At 70.8% G+C, this 16860-nt stretch carries 14 protein-coding genes; 3 read left to right on the top strand and 11 right to left on the bottom strand.

The genetic code is table 11. The features are described 5' to 3' along the window. Positions 1-45: 45 nt before the first annotated feature. The 8 genes from HG543_RS39195 to HG543_RS39230 all read right to left on the bottom strand — a co-directional run bounded on the left by HG543_RS39195 (position 46) and on the right by HG543_RS39230 (position 11058). Positions 46-1323, bottom strand: coding sequence for an alpha/beta hydrolase (locus HG543_RS39195; protein WP_169350032.1), 1278 nt, complete (start codon positions 1321-1323; stop codon positions 46-48). A 39-nt stretch (positions 1324-1362) separates the two neighbouring features. After that, a complete protein-coding gene (locus tag HG543_RS39200; RefSeq protein ID WP_171818474.1) occupies positions 1363-2640 on the bottom strand; it encodes a bifunctional folylpolyglutamate synthase/dihydrofolate synthase in 1278 nt (425 codons plus the stop codon). 9 nt (positions 2641-2649) lie between these two features. After that, the gene (gene accD / locus HG543_RS39205) at positions 2650-3501 is read right to left on the bottom strand and encodes an acetyl-CoA carboxylase, carboxyltransferase subunit beta (protein WP_169350033.1); all 852 of its coding nucleotides are present in this window, start codon (positions 3499-3501) and stop codon (positions 2650-2652) included. Positions 3502-3584: 83 nt separating this feature from the next. Next, positions 3585-4340 carry an MBL fold metallo-hydrolase gene (locus tag HG543_RS39210; RefSeq protein ID WP_169350034.1) on the bottom strand — a complete coding sequence of 252 codons (756 nt, stop codon included), beginning with the start codon at positions 4338-4340 and terminating at the stop codon, positions 3585-3587. Between the two features lies 1 nt (position 4341). Further along, a complete protein-coding gene (locus tag HG543_RS39215; RefSeq protein WP_169350035.1) occupies positions 4342-4992 on the bottom strand; it encodes a Crp/Fnr family transcriptional regulator in 651 nt (216 codons plus the stop codon). A gap of 78 nt (positions 4993-5070) precedes the next feature. Next, the gene (locus tag HG543_RS39220) at positions 5071-7443 is read right to left on the bottom strand and encodes a CHASE2 domain-containing protein (RefSeq protein ID WP_169350036.1); all 2373 of its coding nucleotides are present in this window, start codon (positions 7441-7443) and stop codon (positions 5071-5073) included. Positions 7444-7543: 100 nt separating this feature from the next. After that, complete coding sequence (locus HG543_RS39225; RefSeq protein WP_169350037.1) at positions 7544-8884, bottom strand: hypothetical protein; 1341 nt, start codon at positions 8882-8884, stop codon at positions 7544-7546. Next, positions 8881-11058 carry a hypothetical protein gene (locus HG543_RS39230; protein WP_169350038.1) on the bottom strand — a complete coding sequence of 726 codons (2178 nt, stop codon included), beginning with the start codon at positions 11056-11058 and terminating at the stop codon, positions 8881-8883. The genes HG543_RS39225 and HG543_RS39230 overlap by 4 nt, the downstream gene beginning before the upstream one ends. A gap of 338 nt (positions 11059-11396) precedes the next feature. On the opposite strand from HG543_RS39230, the gene purM reads away from it, so the two are divergent. From purM to HG543_RS39245, 3 genes are read left to right on the top strand one after another with little or no spacing between them, the layout of a single operon-like run. After that, complete coding sequence (gene purM / locus HG543_RS39235) at positions 11397-12434, top strand: phosphoribosylformylglycinamidine cyclo-ligase (protein ID WP_169350039.1); 1038 nt, start codon at positions 11397-11399, stop codon at positions 12432-12434. Beyond that, positions 12431-13096: a phosphoribosylglycinamide formyltransferase gene (gene purN, locus HG543_RS39240; RefSeq protein WP_169350040.1), complete on the top strand. Its 666-nt coding sequence runs from the start codon at positions 12431-12433 to the stop codon at positions 13094-13096. The genes purM and purN overlap by 4 nt, the downstream gene beginning before the upstream one ends. Further along, entirely contained in the window at positions 13096-13683 is a 588-nt protein-coding gene (locus HG543_RS39245) for a 2-thiouracil desulfurase family protein (protein ID WP_169350041.1), read from the top strand. The genes purN and HG543_RS39245 overlap by 1 nt, the downstream gene beginning before the upstream one ends. Positions 13684-13773: 90 nt before the next feature. Here the strand turns inward: HG543_RS39245 and HG543_RS39250 are convergent, their stop codons facing one another. The 3 genes from HG543_RS39250 to HG543_RS39260 all read right to left on the bottom strand — a co-directional run. After that, positions 13774-15363 (bottom strand): methyl-accepting chemotaxis protein, encoded by a 1590-nt coding sequence (locus tag HG543_RS39250; RefSeq protein ID WP_169350042.1) that lies wholly within the window; start codon positions 15361-15363, stop codon positions 13774-13776. Between the two features lie 11 nt (positions 15364-15374). Continuing rightward, positions 15375-15824 (bottom strand): type 2 periplasmic-binding domain-containing protein, encoded by a 450-nt coding sequence (locus HG543_RS39255; protein WP_169350043.1) that lies wholly within the window; start codon positions 15822-15824, stop codon positions 15375-15377. Positions 15825-15933: 109 nt separating this feature from the next. After that, the coding region (locus tag HG543_RS39260; RefSeq protein ID WP_169350044.1) for an enoyl-CoA hydratase/isomerase family protein at positions 15934-16860 on the bottom strand (927 nt) is incomplete at its 5' end.

Here is a 16860-nt window from a genome sequence, read left to right on the forward strand (position 1 = left end):
GGACACCCATCCGGGCGCCCCGCCCTTCCCTTCCGGCCCCTGTCACTACTTCTGGAGGCGCGGGAGGCTCGGCGAGCGGTTGCGGTGGGTGCGGGCGTACTCGATGAGGTTCTTGATGTCGTAGCAGATCTGCCGGATGTCGTGCCCCATCGTCAGCTCGATGTGGCTGTTGCCCTTCACCGGACGCCAGAGGAGGTACTCGCTCTTGGCGGCGCGGTACACGCTCCGGGTGGACTCCAGCGAGGCCAGCGGGTCCAGGTCCCCGAAGATGATGGCCATGGGCACTTCGATGCGTCCGAAGCCGCGCTTGAAGTCGAAGCCGGTGCGGTAGCAGACCATCTCCCCGCGGCGAATCCACCGCGCGAACTGCTCCAGCACCCGGCGCGGCTCGCGCTCGCCGCCCTCTCGCAACAGCCAGCGCACGTCGTCCGTGCTCACGCGCTCCGGGTTGATGAGCCGGTTGAGCCGCGTGGTGAGCTGCTGGTAGGTGGGCGAGTCCTCCGCCTTGGCAATCTGCCGCTCGACGAACTTGAGGATGAGGTCCACCGGCACGGCCTTGAACTGCAACTCCCGGCGCTCGTCCGGCGTGAGCTTGCGGCCCAGGCCGGCGTTGAGCGCCCCCAGCCCGCGCGCCAGCAGCTTGCGGCCCAGCCCCTCCACCTGGCCGCCCACGTTGAGCCCCGCCAGCGTGAGGTCAATCATGCCCCCCACCATGGGCGCGCCGTGCGCCAGCAGGCGCAGCAGCATGAAGCCCCGCCCCAGGTCCGCGGGCGAGCCGATGGTGATGAGCCCCTCGAAGTCGTTGTGGATGCCGGCGTAGCCGTAGCCGAGCATCCCGCCCATGGAGTGGCCGCAGTAGAAGATGCGCTCGCGGCGGGTGATGCGCTTCACGCCGGAGACGGCGGCGGGCAGGTCGTAGAGAAAGTAGCTGTCGATGTCCCAGCCGTAGTCCAGGTCCGGCGGCAGGGGGCGCTTGAAGCGCTCGGCCCGCTCCTTCTGGAAGGCGATGGAACTCTTGCCGTGGCCGCGCAGCTCCAGGATGTGGATGTCCACCCCGAAGAACAGCAGGTTCTTCACGAACTGGCCGCTCGTCCACGTGTGCCGGTTCTGCGAGAAACCGTGCACCAGCAGCAGCGGCTCACCGAACAACGGCTGCGGGAAGGGCTGCTTCACCGGACGGTAGCGGGTGATGACCAGCGACCAACCGTCCGCTGTCTCCACGACATACTTCGTCTTCGTGTAAAGCGCCCTGAAGTCGACCTCGTCGACCGTGGGGATGGGCGGCCCGGGGGTCGCGGTGGTTCTCCAATCCGGCAGGCGCATGTTTCAAATCTACGACTCCTGCTGCATTGCGCCAAGGTTTCAACCCAGGCGAGCCTTCACCATGCCGACGAGAAACAGTGAGCCTGTACAGAGCACGACGTCGTCCGGCCCTGCCTTCCGGCTTGCCGCGGCGAGCGCCGAGTCCACATCGGACCAGGCGGCCACGTCCGCGCACAGCGCGCGGGCCTCGTCCACATAGAGCGCGGGCGCGAGCGAGCGTGACGTTTCCAGGGGCGTGAGTTGTACCGAGGTACACTTGGGAAACAGCGCCCGCATCATCGGTCCCCGGTCCTTGTCGCCCACCACGCCGAAGACGAGGTGCACGCGGCGTCCCGGGTACAACGAATCCAGCGAGGCCAGGAGCACCTCCACCCCCGCCGGGTTGTGGGCGCCATCCAGCAGCACGGGCGGCGCGCTCCCCACCTCCTCCAGGCGTCCGGGCCACCGCGCCGTGGCCAGCCCCACCCGCGCCGCCTCCAGCGTCACCGAGACACCGCGCGCGTGGAGTGCCTCCAGGCAGGCAAGCGCCACCGCGGCGTTCTGCCTTTGATGTGGCCCGCGCAGCGCCAGCGTCAGCCCGTCCAGCGACCAGGACGGCCCCCGGTAGGACAGGCTCGCATCGTCCCGGGGCTCGATGACGAAGTCGCTCCCCTCCACCCACAGCGGGGCCCCCAACCCTTCGGCCTTGCGGACAATCGCCTCCAGGGCCTCCGGCTCCTGCCGCGCCACCACGCAGGGCACGCCGGGCTTGAGGATGCCGGCCTTCTCCCCGGCGATGGCGGCCAGGGTGTGCCCCAGGTACTCCATGTGGTCGAAGGACACGGGGGTAATGGCCGTCACCACGGGGCTGGCGGCGGTGGTGGCGTCCAGCCGGCCCCCGAGGCCCGTCTCCAGCACGGCCACGTCCACGCCCACCTTCGCGAAGTGCCAGAGGGCCACCACGGTGCCGAACTCGAAGTACGTCATCGGCTCGGTGACGGCGGACGGGTAGCGCTCCAGCACGTCGAGGATGGCGCGGCCGAAGTCCTCGTCGGAGATGTCCAGGCCGTCCACGCGGATGCGCTCGTTGACGCGCACCAGGTGCGGGGACGTGTAGAGGCCCACGCGGTGCCCGGCGGCCTGGAGCGCGGTGGCGGTGAAGGCGCAGGTGCTGCCCTTGCCGTTGGTGCCCGCCACGTGCAGCGCCGGGAAGCGGCGCTCCGGGTGGCCCAGCGCGGCCAGGGCCTCGCGCACGCGCTCCAGCCCCAGCTTGATGCCCGAGGGGTTGAGCCGGGCGAGGAAGGCCAGCGCTTCCTCTGGCGTCCGGGGCGCGCTCATGCCGGTGCTTCAGCCCAGCAGGCCGAGAATCTGGCCCAGCTTCGTGCGCAGCTCCTTGCGGTGCACGATGCTGTCAATCATCCCGTGGTCCAGCAGGAACTCCGAGCGCTGGAAGCCCTCGGGCAGCTTCTGGCGGATGGTCTGCTCAATCACGCGCGGGCCGGCGAAGCCGATGAGGGCCTTGGGCTCGGCGAGGATGACGTCGCCCAGCCACGAGAAGGACGCGGCGACGCCGCCCGTGGTGGGGTTGAGCAGCACGGAGATGTACGGCCGGGTGCCGGTGCGGAAGCGGGCGATGGCCGCGGACGTCTTCGCCATCTGCATGAGGGAGAAGATGCCCTCCTGCATGCGCGCGCCGCCGGACGCGGAGAAGACGAGCGCCGAGCACTTCAGGTCATGCGCGCGCTCGAAGACGCGGGCGACCTTCTCGCCCACCACCGAGCCCATGGAGCCGCCCATGAACTCGAAGACGAAGGCGCCCACGGAGACCTGGTGGCCCTCGATGCGGCCCACGCCGGAGATGAAGGCGTCGTTCTCGCCCAGGTTCTTCCGCGTGGACTTCAGCCGGTCCTTGTACTTCTTCGAGTCGCTGAACCCGAGCGGGTCCTGTGGCTCCAGCTCCTTGTCGAACTCCTCGAAGCTGTCCGGGTCCAGCAGTCCGGCCAGCCGGGCGCGCGCCGGCCAGGCATGGTGGTGCTCGCAGTGCGGGCACACCATCCAGTTCTTCTCCAGGTCCTGCCGGTAGATGATTTCGTCGCAGGACTCGCACTTGGCCCACAGCCCCTCCATGCGGGACGGGCGGGACTCGGACGGCTGCTCGGCTTCGGTCGAGATACGGGGCTTCTTGGAGAACCAGGCCATGACGAGCGCGGGTTAATCCGCCCGCTCCCAGCCGTCAACCTCTCCGTGTGGCGCGCCGCGTTGAGACCCCGCGCGCGAGGGGACTACAGCTCGAAGGTGTCCCCCAGTTCGAGCACGTCCACGGGCAGCGGGGCCAGCTCCTTCTTGAGCTGGGCCACGAAGGCGGGCTTGAGGTGGTAGAGCAGCACCGAGGCGCCGTTGCGCTCGAACTTCTTCAGCTCCTGCTCCAGCGTGTGCGGCGTCAGGTGGCCGGAGATGTCCGCCAGGGACTGGAGCTTGTTGGGGAAGGACGTCTCCACCAGCAGCGCCTTGAGGTTCTTCGTCTCGTTGAGCGCCTTCCAGAGCTTGTCGGTGGGCCCGGTGTCACCGCTCATGGCGAGGGTGCTCTTGCCGTCGGAGATGATGAAGCCGCAGGACTCCACGGGGTGGCTCACCGGCACGCTGCGCACTGTGTAGGGGCCCACCTGGAAGGTGCCGCCGGCGCGGAAGGTCTTGATTTGGAGGACGGGCCTGGCGCGCGTGGGGATGCGGGTGAAGTCCGGCCAGAGCGCGTTGTTGAACATATTGTCGCGCAGGGCCCGGGCGCACTCGCGCGACGCGTGGATGGTGACGGGCTTGTCCCGGCGGCCGATGACCAGGTCCGCCATCAGCGGCAAATCCTTCACGTGGTCGAAGTGGCTGTGGCCCACGAGGATGTGGTCCACGCGGCACAGCTCCTCCAGCGTGAGGGAGCCCGTCAGCGCGCCCGCATCGAGCGCGAGCACGTCATCCACGAGGAAGCACGTGCTCTTGCAGGTGGGCAGCTCGCCGCCGTGGCAGCCGAGGACTCGCAGCTTCACGCTAGAGGTCTCCGAACTTCCACTTCATCTCCAGGTATTGGAGGAAGTCGTGGAGTCTGTCCGTGTCATACACGGTCAGTCTGTCAGGGCCGCGCTCGATGAGGCCGGCCCGCTCCAGCTTGTCCAGCATGCTCCGCACCGCGGGCTCGCCCACGCCGAGCGTGCGGGGCATCTCGCGCACCACGAAGTCGACTTCCACGCCTGCCTCCAGGGGCCGGCCGCGCGTCAGGGCGGCCTGGAGGATGTGGTGCACGACGCGGCTGGCCGGGTCGTGGTGGAGGAGGTTTTCAATCTGCGCGTCGGCCTCGGAGAGGCGCTCGGCGAGCTTCTTGATCATCCGGACGGCGATTTCGGCGTTGCCGCGGATCATCCCCTCGAACGTCTTGGGGTCGATGACGAGCAGCCGCGCGTCGTCCTGGACGATGGCGGATGCGTTGCGGGGCTTGTTGGAGATGATGGCCATCTCCCCGAAGAACTCGCCGGGGCCCAGCACCGCGAGGACCTTCTCCACGTCGCGCACGCGCTTGGAGATGGACACCTTCCCCGCCTGGATGACGAACATCTCCTTGCCCGTCTCTCCCTCGCGGAAGAGCTGGGTTCCCTTGGGGAATTCCTTCCCGAAACGTTGAAAGAGGGTTTCCTCGGCGCCCATCCTGCGCGGAGTCAATCAGCCCCCACCCCCCTGGTCAAATTCCCTTTCTGTGCGCGGCGGTGGGACAGCGCGTACGACCTATTTGGTCGTGGCGGTGAAGACGCCGTCCCAGTCCGGGCCCGGGGGCCGCTCGCGGAAGGCGGCCGTGGCGTCGAGGTAGCGGCGCGAGGGGCCGTCCTCCCTCCAGAGTCCCAGCACGCGGTGGAAGCAGGCCTCCGCGGCGTCCCAGTCCCGCGCGGTGAAGCGGTCCATGCCCTCCTCGAAGTGGCGGATGGCGTCCGCGTCCGCGCCGGTGGCGGTGCCCAGGGCGCGCAGCTCGTACAGCGCCACGGGTTGGGACTTGCCCTTCACGCGCACGGCCCCCAGGCGGCGGGCGACGACGTGGCCCTTCACCTGGGCGTACGTGTGCTCGGACATGAGGACGCGGGTGCCGTACTCCTTGTTGAGGCCCTCCAGGCGCGAGCCCAGGTTCACCGCGTCACCCATGACGGTGTAGTTGAAGCGCGACTCGGTGCCCATGTGGCCCACGTTCATGGGCCCGGTGTTGATGCCCACGCCGATGTCCACCTCCGGCAGGCCGTCGGCGCGCCAGCGGGCCTTCAGCTGCTCCAGCCGGTCGAGAAAGCCGAGCGCCGCGCGGCAGGCACGCAGCGCATGGTCCGGCTGGTCCACCGGCGCGCCCCAGAAGCACATGATGGCGTCGCCGATGTACTTGTCGAGCGTGCCCCCGTGCGTGAACACCACGTCCGTCATCGGCGTGAGGTACGCGTTGATGAACGAGACGAGCTGCTCGGGGGACAGCTGCTCGGACAGCGTGGTGAAGCCGCGGATGTCGGAGAAGAGGACGGTGAGTTCCTTGCGCTCGCCGCCCAGCTTCAGCCGCTCCGGGTGCTGGAGCACCTGCTCCATGACGCTGACGTCGAGGTAGTGCTGGAAGGCGTGGCGCAGGCGGGACTTCTCCTGGTCCGCGGTGCGGTAGCCCAGGAACAGGATGCCGAAGGAGGACGTGAGCAGCGACAGCAGCGGCACCACGGAGGCCACCTGCACGCCCCGGCTGAAGAGCGCCTGGTCCACGCCGAACCAGACGAGGCCCACGAGCGCCATGACGCCCATCTTCCACCGGTAGGGCACGCGCGGCAGCGTCCGGGCCAGCAGCACCGCCGCGCCCACCATGAAGAGCAGCTCCAGGCCGATGAGCTCCTCGGGCCGGGTGAGGAACTCCTGGGTGAGGATGTTGGAGAGGAAGGCGGCGTGGGCGTAGACGCCGGGCTCGAACTCGCGGAACGGCGTGACGCGCTGGTCGTAGTTGCCCAAGAGCGTGACGCCCACCAGCACCGCCTTGCCCGCCACCTTGCGCCTCAGGGCCTCGGCGTCGAAGTCCGGCTTCAACACGTCGGCCATGCTCAGCCGGTCGAAGACCTCGCCGGGGCCGGGGTAGTTGATGAGGGTGAAGGGCTCCGCCACCGGCATGGGGACGTGGAGCGGCGCGCCCTGGCGCGGGCGCAGGCGGGCCCCGGAGAGCTGGCCCGAGTCCGCGTCGTACACCGGCTCCACCTGGGCGCCCAGGGCGGCGGCGGCCGTCTGCACGCTGAGGGCGGGAAGGAAGCCCCCATGGACCTCCAGCTTCGCGAGGACGGGCAGCCGGCGCAGGGTGCCGTCCGGGTCCATGGCCGCGCTGAAGTGGCCCAGCCGCTGGCTGGCCCGGGCCAGCTCCGGCAGCGGGAGCTGGGCGGAGCGGTTGCGCCAGCCGGGCACGCGCGCCACGTCCACCTCGTGGAAGGCGCCGGGGACCTCGCCGTGGAAGCGGCGCAGGAGGTGGGGCTCCAGCAGCGCGGCCCACTCCGGCTCGCGGGGGGCGAACTGCTCGCGCTCCTTGTCGGTGTAGAGCATGACGCCCTGGACCACGCCGGGCGAGCCCGCGAGGACGGCGGCCAACGACTCGTCGCGCGTGGACACGCCCCGGGCGGCCAGCTCGGAGCGGTACGCCTCCAGCGCGGGGACGAGGTGCGGCGCGTCTCGCAGGGTCCGGTCGAGTGAGCGGAGGGCCTCCGCCCACACACGGGTGTCCTCCCCGCGGGCCTCGTCGGTGAAGGTGATGTCCAGGCCCACCGCGGCGGCGCCGGCCTGCTGGAGCCGGGCCACGGCGAGCGCCACGGTGTCCCGGGGCCAGGGCCAGCGCCCGTGGGCCTGGGCGCTCCGCTCGTCCACCTCCACCACGACCACCTGACTCGACGGAGCGCGCGGGCCCCTGAGGAGGAACTGGAGGTCGGTGGCCCTGCCCTCCAGCAGGTGGAGCCCCCGGACGAGCAGCGGGGCGTCCGCGTCGCTGTCGCCGCCCGCCGCGAGCCCCACGACGGGGGTGCGCTCCACCCACATGTGGAGGGCACAGAAGGCGGCGGCGAGCACCAGGGCGAGCAGCTCGAAACGGCGGCGCGACAGGAAGGTGGTCATCCTTGGAGGCATCGTAGCCGCAAAGACGACACCCATGCGTCGCGGCCCGAGACAACGGGCGCCTCACCCGGAGCCCGACGATGGAGCGCCACGCATCCGCTCAGGAAAGGTGCCGCTCGGCCGCGTGGAAGAGCCCGGTGAGGGAGAAGTCCAGCAGCGCCTGGCGTGAGCGTGTGTAGCGATGAGCCCGGAGGAAGGGCAGCCACACGCGATTGCCCACGCGCACCTGCGACTCCTCCAGCTTCTTGCGCGGTATCCACTGCCCGCCCAGGTGCTTCACCAGCACCTCCCCCAGGTACGCGCCCACCGCGGGCATCAGGTGCTCGTCGACGATTTCCGGCCGGCGGTACTTCAGGAAGTCCTTGCACCAGAAGTGCGCGTCCACGTCGGTGAGAGACTCGGGCGAGGCTTCGAACACGGAGGGCACGTCGGTGTGCAGCAGCGCCACCAGTCCCTCCGCGAGGTCGCCGTATTGCCCGCGCACGAAGTCCACGTCCTGCACGTCCGGGGGCAGTGCCGCATTCGCGGGGAGCCACTCATCCGGCTCCGGAGGCCGCCACGCGTTGAGTTCCGCTGTCTTGCGCTGGCGATAGGCGACGTGGACACTGTCCACCACACGCGTGAGGAGCGGCGCCAGCGCTGGCGGGAAGCGTGGCTCCACGGGGGCCAGGATGGCGCTGCGCTCGCGCAGGGTCCGCAGCAGGGTGTCGTGGTCGAGGTCCGGGCGCAGGTGGGCGTGGGCGCGGGCCTGGGCCTGGCGGGCCTCATCACTGGCGAAGTCCGCGACGGTGGGCCACGTCACCAGGAGGACGGCGCCGCTGGGCAGTTCCTCCACGAGGTGCGCTGGCGTGGACAGCACCCGCTCGCGGCCGATGGACTCCACCAGCTTCGGGCCGAAGACGTTGAGCCAGGACACCTCGTAGACCTTGTCGAAGCCGTCTCGAATCGACGTCTGCGTGTCACGGCCGAAGTCGGGTGCGCCCGACAACGCGTCCTCCGACCCGCTGTTGGCCCAGGCGTGGGTGACCGGGTAGTGGGTGGCCCAGGTGCGCACCATCTCCACGAACTGCCGGCAGCGGTTGGCCTCCGTGAAAATGGAGAGCGGCTGGATGGCTCCCCCGAAGTACAGGCGGGTTGGAAGCGATGGGAACCAGAGCTTGAGCATCATGCTCAGCCCAGGCCACTCCTTCCGATACAGTCCGATGGACGCGGAGTTCTCATCACGCTCTTCCTCGATGCTCTTGAAGACCGCGGGGCGTGAGTAGTTGCGCGACCGCTTGCCGTGAATGACCTCTGGCATCCAGCCCTCCGCGTACACCTCGAGTGACTGGAGGAAGGGCTCCAGCTCGCGTTCCAGCGGGACCTGCGTGTCGAAGCCTGCTTTGAAGGACACATGAAGAGAGTCCTCCGGCTTCATGTCATGGATGCTGAGCCACTTCATTGGAGCAGCGCCTCCACTCCCTTCACCTTGCGCCCGACTTCATCGACCGCGTCGCTCCAGACCACCGACCTTCCAGGCCCAAGAGCGCCCCCCTCGTAGACGAGACGAACCCGCTGGACCTGGATCTGCACCACGTCCCCCTGGGGGTTGAGAGCGCGCCGCCGGATGTTCAAGGTCTGGCCGTAATAGCTCAAAGCCTCCGCCGCATCCGCGACCATCTGCGCCTCCAGGGCCTTCTGGTTCAGCTGGCTCAGGTCCCTGCTCTTGAAGCTGAAGGTCTCCACCCGTGGCAACTGGCCCGCGGGCGGGTGCTCCTCGATGACGAGCACGTCCGAGAACCGCAGCCCGCTCCGCGACTTCCATACCCCCACGTGCACCTCGATGCGCGGCACCTCGAAGTCCTGGAGCCACCGGCGCTGCGCCCGGGGCAACGCCGCGTCCGCGCGCAGCAGGTCCACCATGGCGCGCTCGAAGTCCAGGCCCCGGGCGAACAACCCGCGCATCTCCCGGTAGCCGTCCCACCGCAGTGGCCCCTTCGTCGTCTGGCCCTGCTCCAGCTCGGCCAACCGCCGCGCCCGGTACACCACGTACTCGCTCCACAGCACGGAGCCCTCGCGCACGCCCAGGGGCGGAGCGTCGAGCACGGGCTGCTGCCGCTTCAGCAGCGCCACGTCCGCGGGCAGGCGCGGTCCCGGCGCCTCCAGCTCCGCCCTCGCCAGCTTCGCCGCCAGCGCCTCGCGCGTGTAGCCCGCCGCCTCTCGCACCCGCGACGCGCCCCCGGGCCCCGTCGCCGCGCCGCCTCGCGACAGCGTGGGCCCCGCGCGCTGGGACTTCGCCTCCGCCAGCCACGCCTGCGCCTTCCCCGCGTTGCCCCGCGCCTCGTGCAGCGCCAGCGCTCCCGCCTCGCCCCACTCCGCCACGACGAGGGCGCCCTCCCGGCTCGCCTGGAGGTGGCGGGCCAGCGCCCCCACCGCGCCACGGCCGAGCCGCGCCTCCAGCCGCGTCAGCACCGCGCTCAACGCCTCCAGGCGCGGCGCCAACGCGGGAATCCGCACGCCCTCGCGCCCGGCAATGGCGCCCTCACGCACGTAGCGCGCCCCCCGGCCCCCCGCGTACAGCCCCACCAGCAGCGCCGCGGGCGCCAGCTCTCGCGTGGCCTGCTCGTACTCGCCCGCGGCCAGCGAGCCCACGCCCTGAAGCGTGCCGGCCAGCAGGTGGTAGAAGCCCATCGGCACGCCAAACGTCAGGTGGTCGAAGGCGCCCAGCGCCACCTCGCCTGGCGCGTACTGGCGCCGCATGGTGGCTGCCTCCACCTTCCAGAAGGCTGTCTGGTAGGGCGACGGCAGGTGCCGGACCCTGGCGGACAGCTCCACGCCCGCGGCCCCATTGGCGACCGCGCTCGTGGAGACGGCGTCCTCCCCGGCGCGTCCCAGCCCTCGCAGGACGTCACCCGCGCGAAAGTCGCGCTCCTGGAACTGGGAGAACTCCAGGCCCCGCCGCGCCAGCTCCGCCTGGACGGCATCCATGGACCCCAGGGTGGCCCGCAGCTGTTTGTCCCCAGCCAACAGCCGCAGCAGCGGTCGCACCTCGTCGTCGAAGGCGGAGTGAAGGACGAACAGGGCGAAGACCTCCGCCCGGGGGTGGCCATACCTGCGCGTGGCCGCGACGAGGAAGGCGGCGCGCTTGCGGCTCAGCACCTCGGAGGACTTCGCGTCCAGCGGGCCCAGCGCGCCCAGCCGCACGGCGTCCCAGTCCGAGAGGGACTCCACCAACCGGGGCATGTCCACGGCGCGCCGCAGCGCCACGAAGTCGGCGGGCGAGGCACACCTCAGGAAGGGCGCCAGCACCTCCTCGCCGGAGTCCAGGCGCGGCCAGCCAGGGGGCACGCCGCCACGACAGGAGGACTCGCCATGGGCAGCCCCCGAGGAGCTCGTCGCCCCCGCGGAGGTGCCGTGCTCGCGCGCGGGCTGACGGCGGTGCAGACGCTGCGACGCGCCCTCCTCCCAGGCCGCGAGGGTGTCCGGAGAGTCCCCGTCGGAAGCGCCGCCCACGCCCCACTCCCCTGCCGCGAATGACAGGTCCAAGCCAGCCCTGTCGGACGCGGCAGTGGCACAGCCAGCGGACACCAGCATGGAGAACAGCAGCAGGCACGCCCACGCGCAGGTGCGAACCACGCCTTGAGGAGCCCTCCCACCGTGTGAGCAGGGCCAGGGAGCGTCGAAGTACGACATGAGGGCGCCTCCATCCTGGGCGCGAAAGAACGCCGCACGAAGGCACGAAACAATAATTTCCTGCAATCCAAGTTTAAACGGCCCATCGTCTCCCGGCGAAGTCATCCATCCGGGGCCCACGGTGGTGGGTTTGCCTCTCTCGAGCGCGAGTCTCCGACCTGTCCCGGACCGTCCTCGGGCCGGTGGCGGCCGCTCCCGGGCATGGGCCGGAGGGCCTCAAAGGCGACACCCACCCGCCACGGCCCGAGACACGCGGGCCCCGGCCGGGTAGAAGGCCGCCCGTGGGAACGACCTACAAGCAGTCCGGAGTGGATATCGAGGCCGGCGACGCGTTCGTCGAGCGCATCAAGCCCTTTGCCGCGCGCACCATGCGCCCCGAGGTGGTGGCCGGGGTGGGTGGTTTCGGCGGCCTGTTCGCCCTGCCGCCCGGCAAGTACAAGGAGCCGGTGCTGGTGGCCGGCACGGACGGGGTGGGCACCAAGCTGAAGGTGGCCTTCTCCGCGGGGCGCCACGGCACGGTGGGCATCGACCTCGTCGCCATGTCGGTGAACGACATCCTCACCTGCGGCGCCGAGCCCCTCTTCTTCCTCGACTACTTCGCCACCGGCCGCCTGGAGGTGGACGCGGCCGCCGAGGTGGTCAAGGGCATCGCCCTGGGCTGCGAGCAGTCCGGGTGCGCGCTTTTGGGCGGCGAGACGGCGGAGATGCCGGGCTTCTACGCGCGGGGCGAGTACGACCTGGCGGGCTTCTGCGTGGGCGTGGTGGAGCGCTCGGCCATCATCGACGGGAAGACGGTGAAGCCCGGTGACGCGCTCATCGGCCTGCCCTCCTCCGGCCTGCACAGCAACGGCTACTCGCTGGCGCGCAAGGTGCTGCTGGATGACGCGAAGCTGGCGCTGGACGCCACGCCGGAGGGCCTGGGCCGTCCGCTCGGGGACGCGCTGCTGGAGCCCACGCGCATCTACGTGAAGGACGTGCTGGCGCTGCTCCAGTCGGTGAAGGTGAAGGGCATGGCCCACATCACCGGCAGCGGCATCCCCGGCAACCTGCCCCGGTGCCTGCCGGACGGCACGCGCGCGGTGCTGAGCGAGAAGACCTGGACGAAGCCGCCCATCTTCGACCTCATCGCGAAGCTGGGGAACGTGGCCCGGGACGAGATGTTCAACACGTTCAACATGGGCCTGGGCCTCGTCCTCGTGGTGGCGAAGGAGGACGTGGCGGCGGCGCTGAACGTGCTGCGCGGGCGCGGCATCGACGCGACCGAGGTGGGCCGCGTGGAGGCGGGCCAGGGCGAGGCGACGGCGGTCATCGAGCCATGAGCGGGCAGCGGGCGCGGCTGGGAGTGCTGGTCTCCGGCAGCGGGAGCAACCTGCAGGCGCTGCTGGATGCGTCCGGGCAGGAGGGCTTCCCGGCCGAGGTCGCCTGCGTGGTGTCCAACGTGCCCACGGCCTTCGCGCTGGAGCGGGCGCGCAAGGCCGGCGTGCCCGCGGTGGTGGTGGACCACAAGGCGTACGCGTCCAAGGCGGACTTCGAGAAGGCGCTGCTGGAGGCGCTGCGCGCCGCGGGCGTGGAGTGGGTGTGCCTGGCGGGGTTCATGCGCCTGTTGAGCGCGGACTTCCTGGCGCACTACACGGGGCGGGTGCTGAACATCCACCCGTCGCTGCTGCCGGCCTTCCCGGGGCTCCATGCGCAGCGGCAGGCGCTGGAGCGCGGGGTGAAGGTGGCCGGGTGCACGGTGCACTTCGTGGACGCGGGCACGGACACGGGCCCCATCATCGCGCAGGCGGCCGTGCCGGTGCTTCCGGACGACGACGAGAAGAGCCTGAGCGCGCGCATCCTCACCGAGGAGCACCGGCTCTACCCGCTGGCCGTGCGGCTGGCGGTGTCCGGCAAGGTGACGCTGGACGGGACGCGCACGCGCGTGGACGCGCAGGCCACGGTGGGTGAGCTGTCCCTGCGCAGCCCGGGAGCCCCGCGCTGATGGGTGGCACGGGGCCGAGCGGCACGGGGGCTCCGGCGGCGTCCGAGCCTGGTGGCGACGGAACGCGCGAGAGCACCACGGCGATTCGAGACGGAGTGCCCGAGGCTCCTCGCGAGGCGCGCACGGCGGCCCTGAGCGAGGCGCAGGTGGTGCTGGTGAGCGCGTGCCTGCTGGGCGAGGCGTGCCGGTATGACGGGTGCTCCAAGGGCTCCGAGAAAGTGCTGGCGGCGCTGGAGGGCAAGGAAGTCGTCCCGGTGTGCCCGGAGGTGGGCTCGGGTCTGCCGGTGCCGCGGCCTCCCGTGGAGCTGAGCGGCGGCACGGGCGTGGACGTGTGGACGGGCCGGGCGCGGGCCCTGGAGCGCGAGGCGGGCGTGGACCGGACGGAGGACTTCCGACGAGGCGCGCGACTGGCGCTGGAGGCGGCCCGGACGTTCGGCGCGACGGTGGCCCTGCTCAAGGAGAAGAGCCCCTCCTGCGGCTCCCGGCACGTGTACGAGGCCGGCAAGCTGCGCGCCGGCGAGGGCATCACCACCGCCCTGCTGCGCGCGGAGGGAATCACCGTCCTCGGCGACGAGGACCTGCCGTAATCCCTTCGCGCTCCAGCGCGGTCGCGGCGCTCCAGGTCATCGCTCCCGGGTGACGAATCCTCCCGGAGTCCTCGCCCCCACCTCCGTGCCTCAGACGCGGAAGCCGCTCACCAGCTTGTCGATGCGGGCGAAGGCCGCGTTGAGCCGCTGCACCGCCGCGTCCGTGCCGCGCGTGGCGGCCATGCTCTGCTGCATCTTCTCCGTGAGCTGGTTCACCACCGTGGCCATCTGGTCGACGCCCGCGTTCTGCATGGTGACGGCGCCCACGATGGAGCGCGCCGCGGCGCTGCTCTGCCGCACCACCTCGGTGATGTCGCGCAGGCCCTTTCCCGACGCGAGCGCCTCGGAGATGCCGGCCTCCATCCGCTGACGGTTCACCTCCGCGGCCCAGTTGGCCGTGCCCACCGTCTGCTTCATCTCCGCGAGAATCCGCCCGATGTTCTCCGTGCTGCGCGAGGACTGCTGCGACAGGGAGCGCATCTCGCGCGCCACCACCGCGAAGCCGCGCCCCTCCTCGCCCGCCCGCGCCGCCTCGATGGCCGCGTTGATGGCGAGCACGTTGGACTGGTCCGTCAGGTCCTTCACCGACACCAGGATGGAGGCCGCCTTCAGCGAGCCCTCCGACAGCGTGTTGATGCTCGCCATCAGCTCCGACACCTGCTCGCGCAGCTCGCCCAGGAACTTCACGTTCTGCTCGGCGGAGGCATGGCTGGAGCTGCTCAGCGCCTCCGCGTTGGTGGCCACCTCCAGCACCCGTCCCGCCTGCTCCGCCGTCTCGCGCGACGTCTGCGAGATTTCCGCCATTGCCACGCGCGCTTCTTCCAGGCTCGCCATCTGGTGCTCGAGGACGGAGAGCTGCTCACGGCCGAGCTGGCTGATGCCCTGCACGCTCTGCGACAGCTCCGCGAGCGCCTCGCGCAGCGTGAGAGGAATCGTGCGCAGCCGCGCCACCAGCGCGCCGATGCCGCGGGCCAGCTCGCCGATGTCGTCGTCGGACCGGACGTCGATCTGCTGCGTGAGGTCTCCCTCGGTGGCGATGCGCGAGGCCACCTGCGTCAGCTTCGTGACGGGCCGGGTCACCTGCGCCACCAGCCACACGGAGAGCACCCCGAGCACCGCCAGCATCACCAGCCCCACCGCCAGGAGCCACCGCAGGGCGCTCACGTGCTCCTGCCGCGTCTCGGCGAAGGCGGCGCCCATCTTCCGCTGCTCCTCCTGAGAGGCCTGGGCCAGCGAGTCACGCAACCGGGTGTAGCGCGCGCCCATCTCCGCGAGGCGCGCCGTCGCCTGCGTGTCCTTGCGAATCATGCCCTCGCTGGTGGCGCGGGCGTGCGTCAGGTACTCGCGCAGCAGCGTCTCCAACGACTGGAGCCGCGCCGTGTCCGCCGTCGGCATGCCGCGCGCCTCCGCGAGCCGCGCGTAGAGCCGCTCCGCCTTCTCGTCCACCTGCCCGAGCAGCTCCAGGTCCTCGGCGGCCACCGCGTCCTGGAGGTCCCGCTGCACCTCGGCCAGCAGCTGCTCCACGTCGCGCCCGAGGAGCACGGCCGGGACGTGGCCCCGCTCGATGGCCGTCAGGTGCCGCTCGGTGCTGCGCCCGAGCAGCTCCGACATCGTCACGATGACCAGCAGGAAGACGGCGGCCAGCGCGGGCAGCAACAGCACCTTGTGCTGGAAGCGCATGCCCGAGCCCCTCACGGGTCTTCCACCACGAGCACCTGCACGCCTCGCACGTCCGTTCCCGCGGAGACGTAGCCCACCGCGCCCGGCGTATCGCGCACGAACTGCACCACCTCCGCGTCGGAGGCCCTCGTCTCGGGAGGCAGCCCCCGGCCGGAGAAGATGCGCTGCTGCCACCACGCGCGGACCGCCTGCACGGAGCGCTGGAGCACCTCCTCACTGAAGGACGCGCGCACCGCGGACTCCTCGGGGAGGTCCACCGGCTGCACCTCCACTCCGGAGGTCCAGCGCGTCTCCTTCTTCAGGAAGTAGTGCGACAGGCGCTCGCGGGTGATGCTCTCCACACCCGTCAGCGGGTGCGTGATGACCACGAACTCCACCACCTCGGCGCCCCGCGACGGCCGGGGTGGAATCAACACCAGTCCACACAGGAGGAGAACCAGGAGCCACTGGACGCGCGACATGGGAGGACCCTTTCGCCGCGCTGTATTATTGCAGGGTCATCACTTGTCCAGGGGTAAGTGAAGACCCTGCGCGTCAGCCCGGGAGATTCCAGGAAGGCGGGCCCGGCTTTCAGGCCTTTCTGCTTTCAAGGTCCGGGAGTTCCAGCTCGTCGCCTTCGCGCGGGGCGAAGCAGGCCTCGACCTCCGCATCCGTGACGTCGGACAGGGTGGCGGGGTGCCAACGCGGCTTCTGGTCCTTGTCCACCAGCACGGCGCGGATGCCCTCTCGGAAGTCCGGGCGCGCCGTCATGCTCTGGCTCAGCCGGTACTCGACGGCGGCCATCTCGTCGTAGTCGCGCGTGCGTCCCATGCGCAGCTGGTGCAGGGACACCTTGAGGCTCGTGGGGCACATGCGCATCAGCGTGGCCCACGTCTCCTGGGCCCACGGCGTGCCCTCCGCCTCCAGCGCCTGGAGGATGTCGTCCACGCGCTCGGCCGCGAAGCACCGGTCGATGGCCGGGTGCTGCACCGCGAGCGTCGACGTGCCCGCGTCCGCGTGGAAGCCCGCGAGCACCCGCTCCACCACGGCGCGCGCGGCCTCGCTTCCCCAGTCCGCGCCGACGAGCGCCTCCAGCACCGCGTCCAGCCGCGCCGACTCCACGTGGTGCGTGGCGTAGCCGAGCCACAGCGCGTCCGCCGCGTTGCACCGCGCGCCCGTCAGCCCCAGGTACGTGCCGGACTCGCCCGGGAAGCGCGGCAGGAACCAGCCTCCGCCCACGTCGGGGAACAGGCCAATCGCCGTCTCCGGCATGGCCAGCACCAGCTTCTCGGTGACGACGCGGTACGCCCCGTGGATGGACAGCCCCAGCCCGCCGCCCATGCACACGCCGTCCACCAGCGCGATGAACGGCTTGGGGAAGTGGTGGATGCGGTGGTTGAGCGCGTACTCGGCGCGGAAGAACTCGCGCGACAGCCGCTCACGCTCGTTGCCCGTCGCCGTGCCCAGCGAGGCGGCGACCGCGCGCACGTCGCCTCCCGCGCAAAAGGCCCTCCCGCC

Source organism: Pyxidicoccus fallax (genome assembly GCF_012933655.1).
Classification (GTDB): Bacteria; Myxococcota; Myxococcia; order Myxococcales; family Myxococcaceae; genus Myxococcus; species Myxococcus fallax.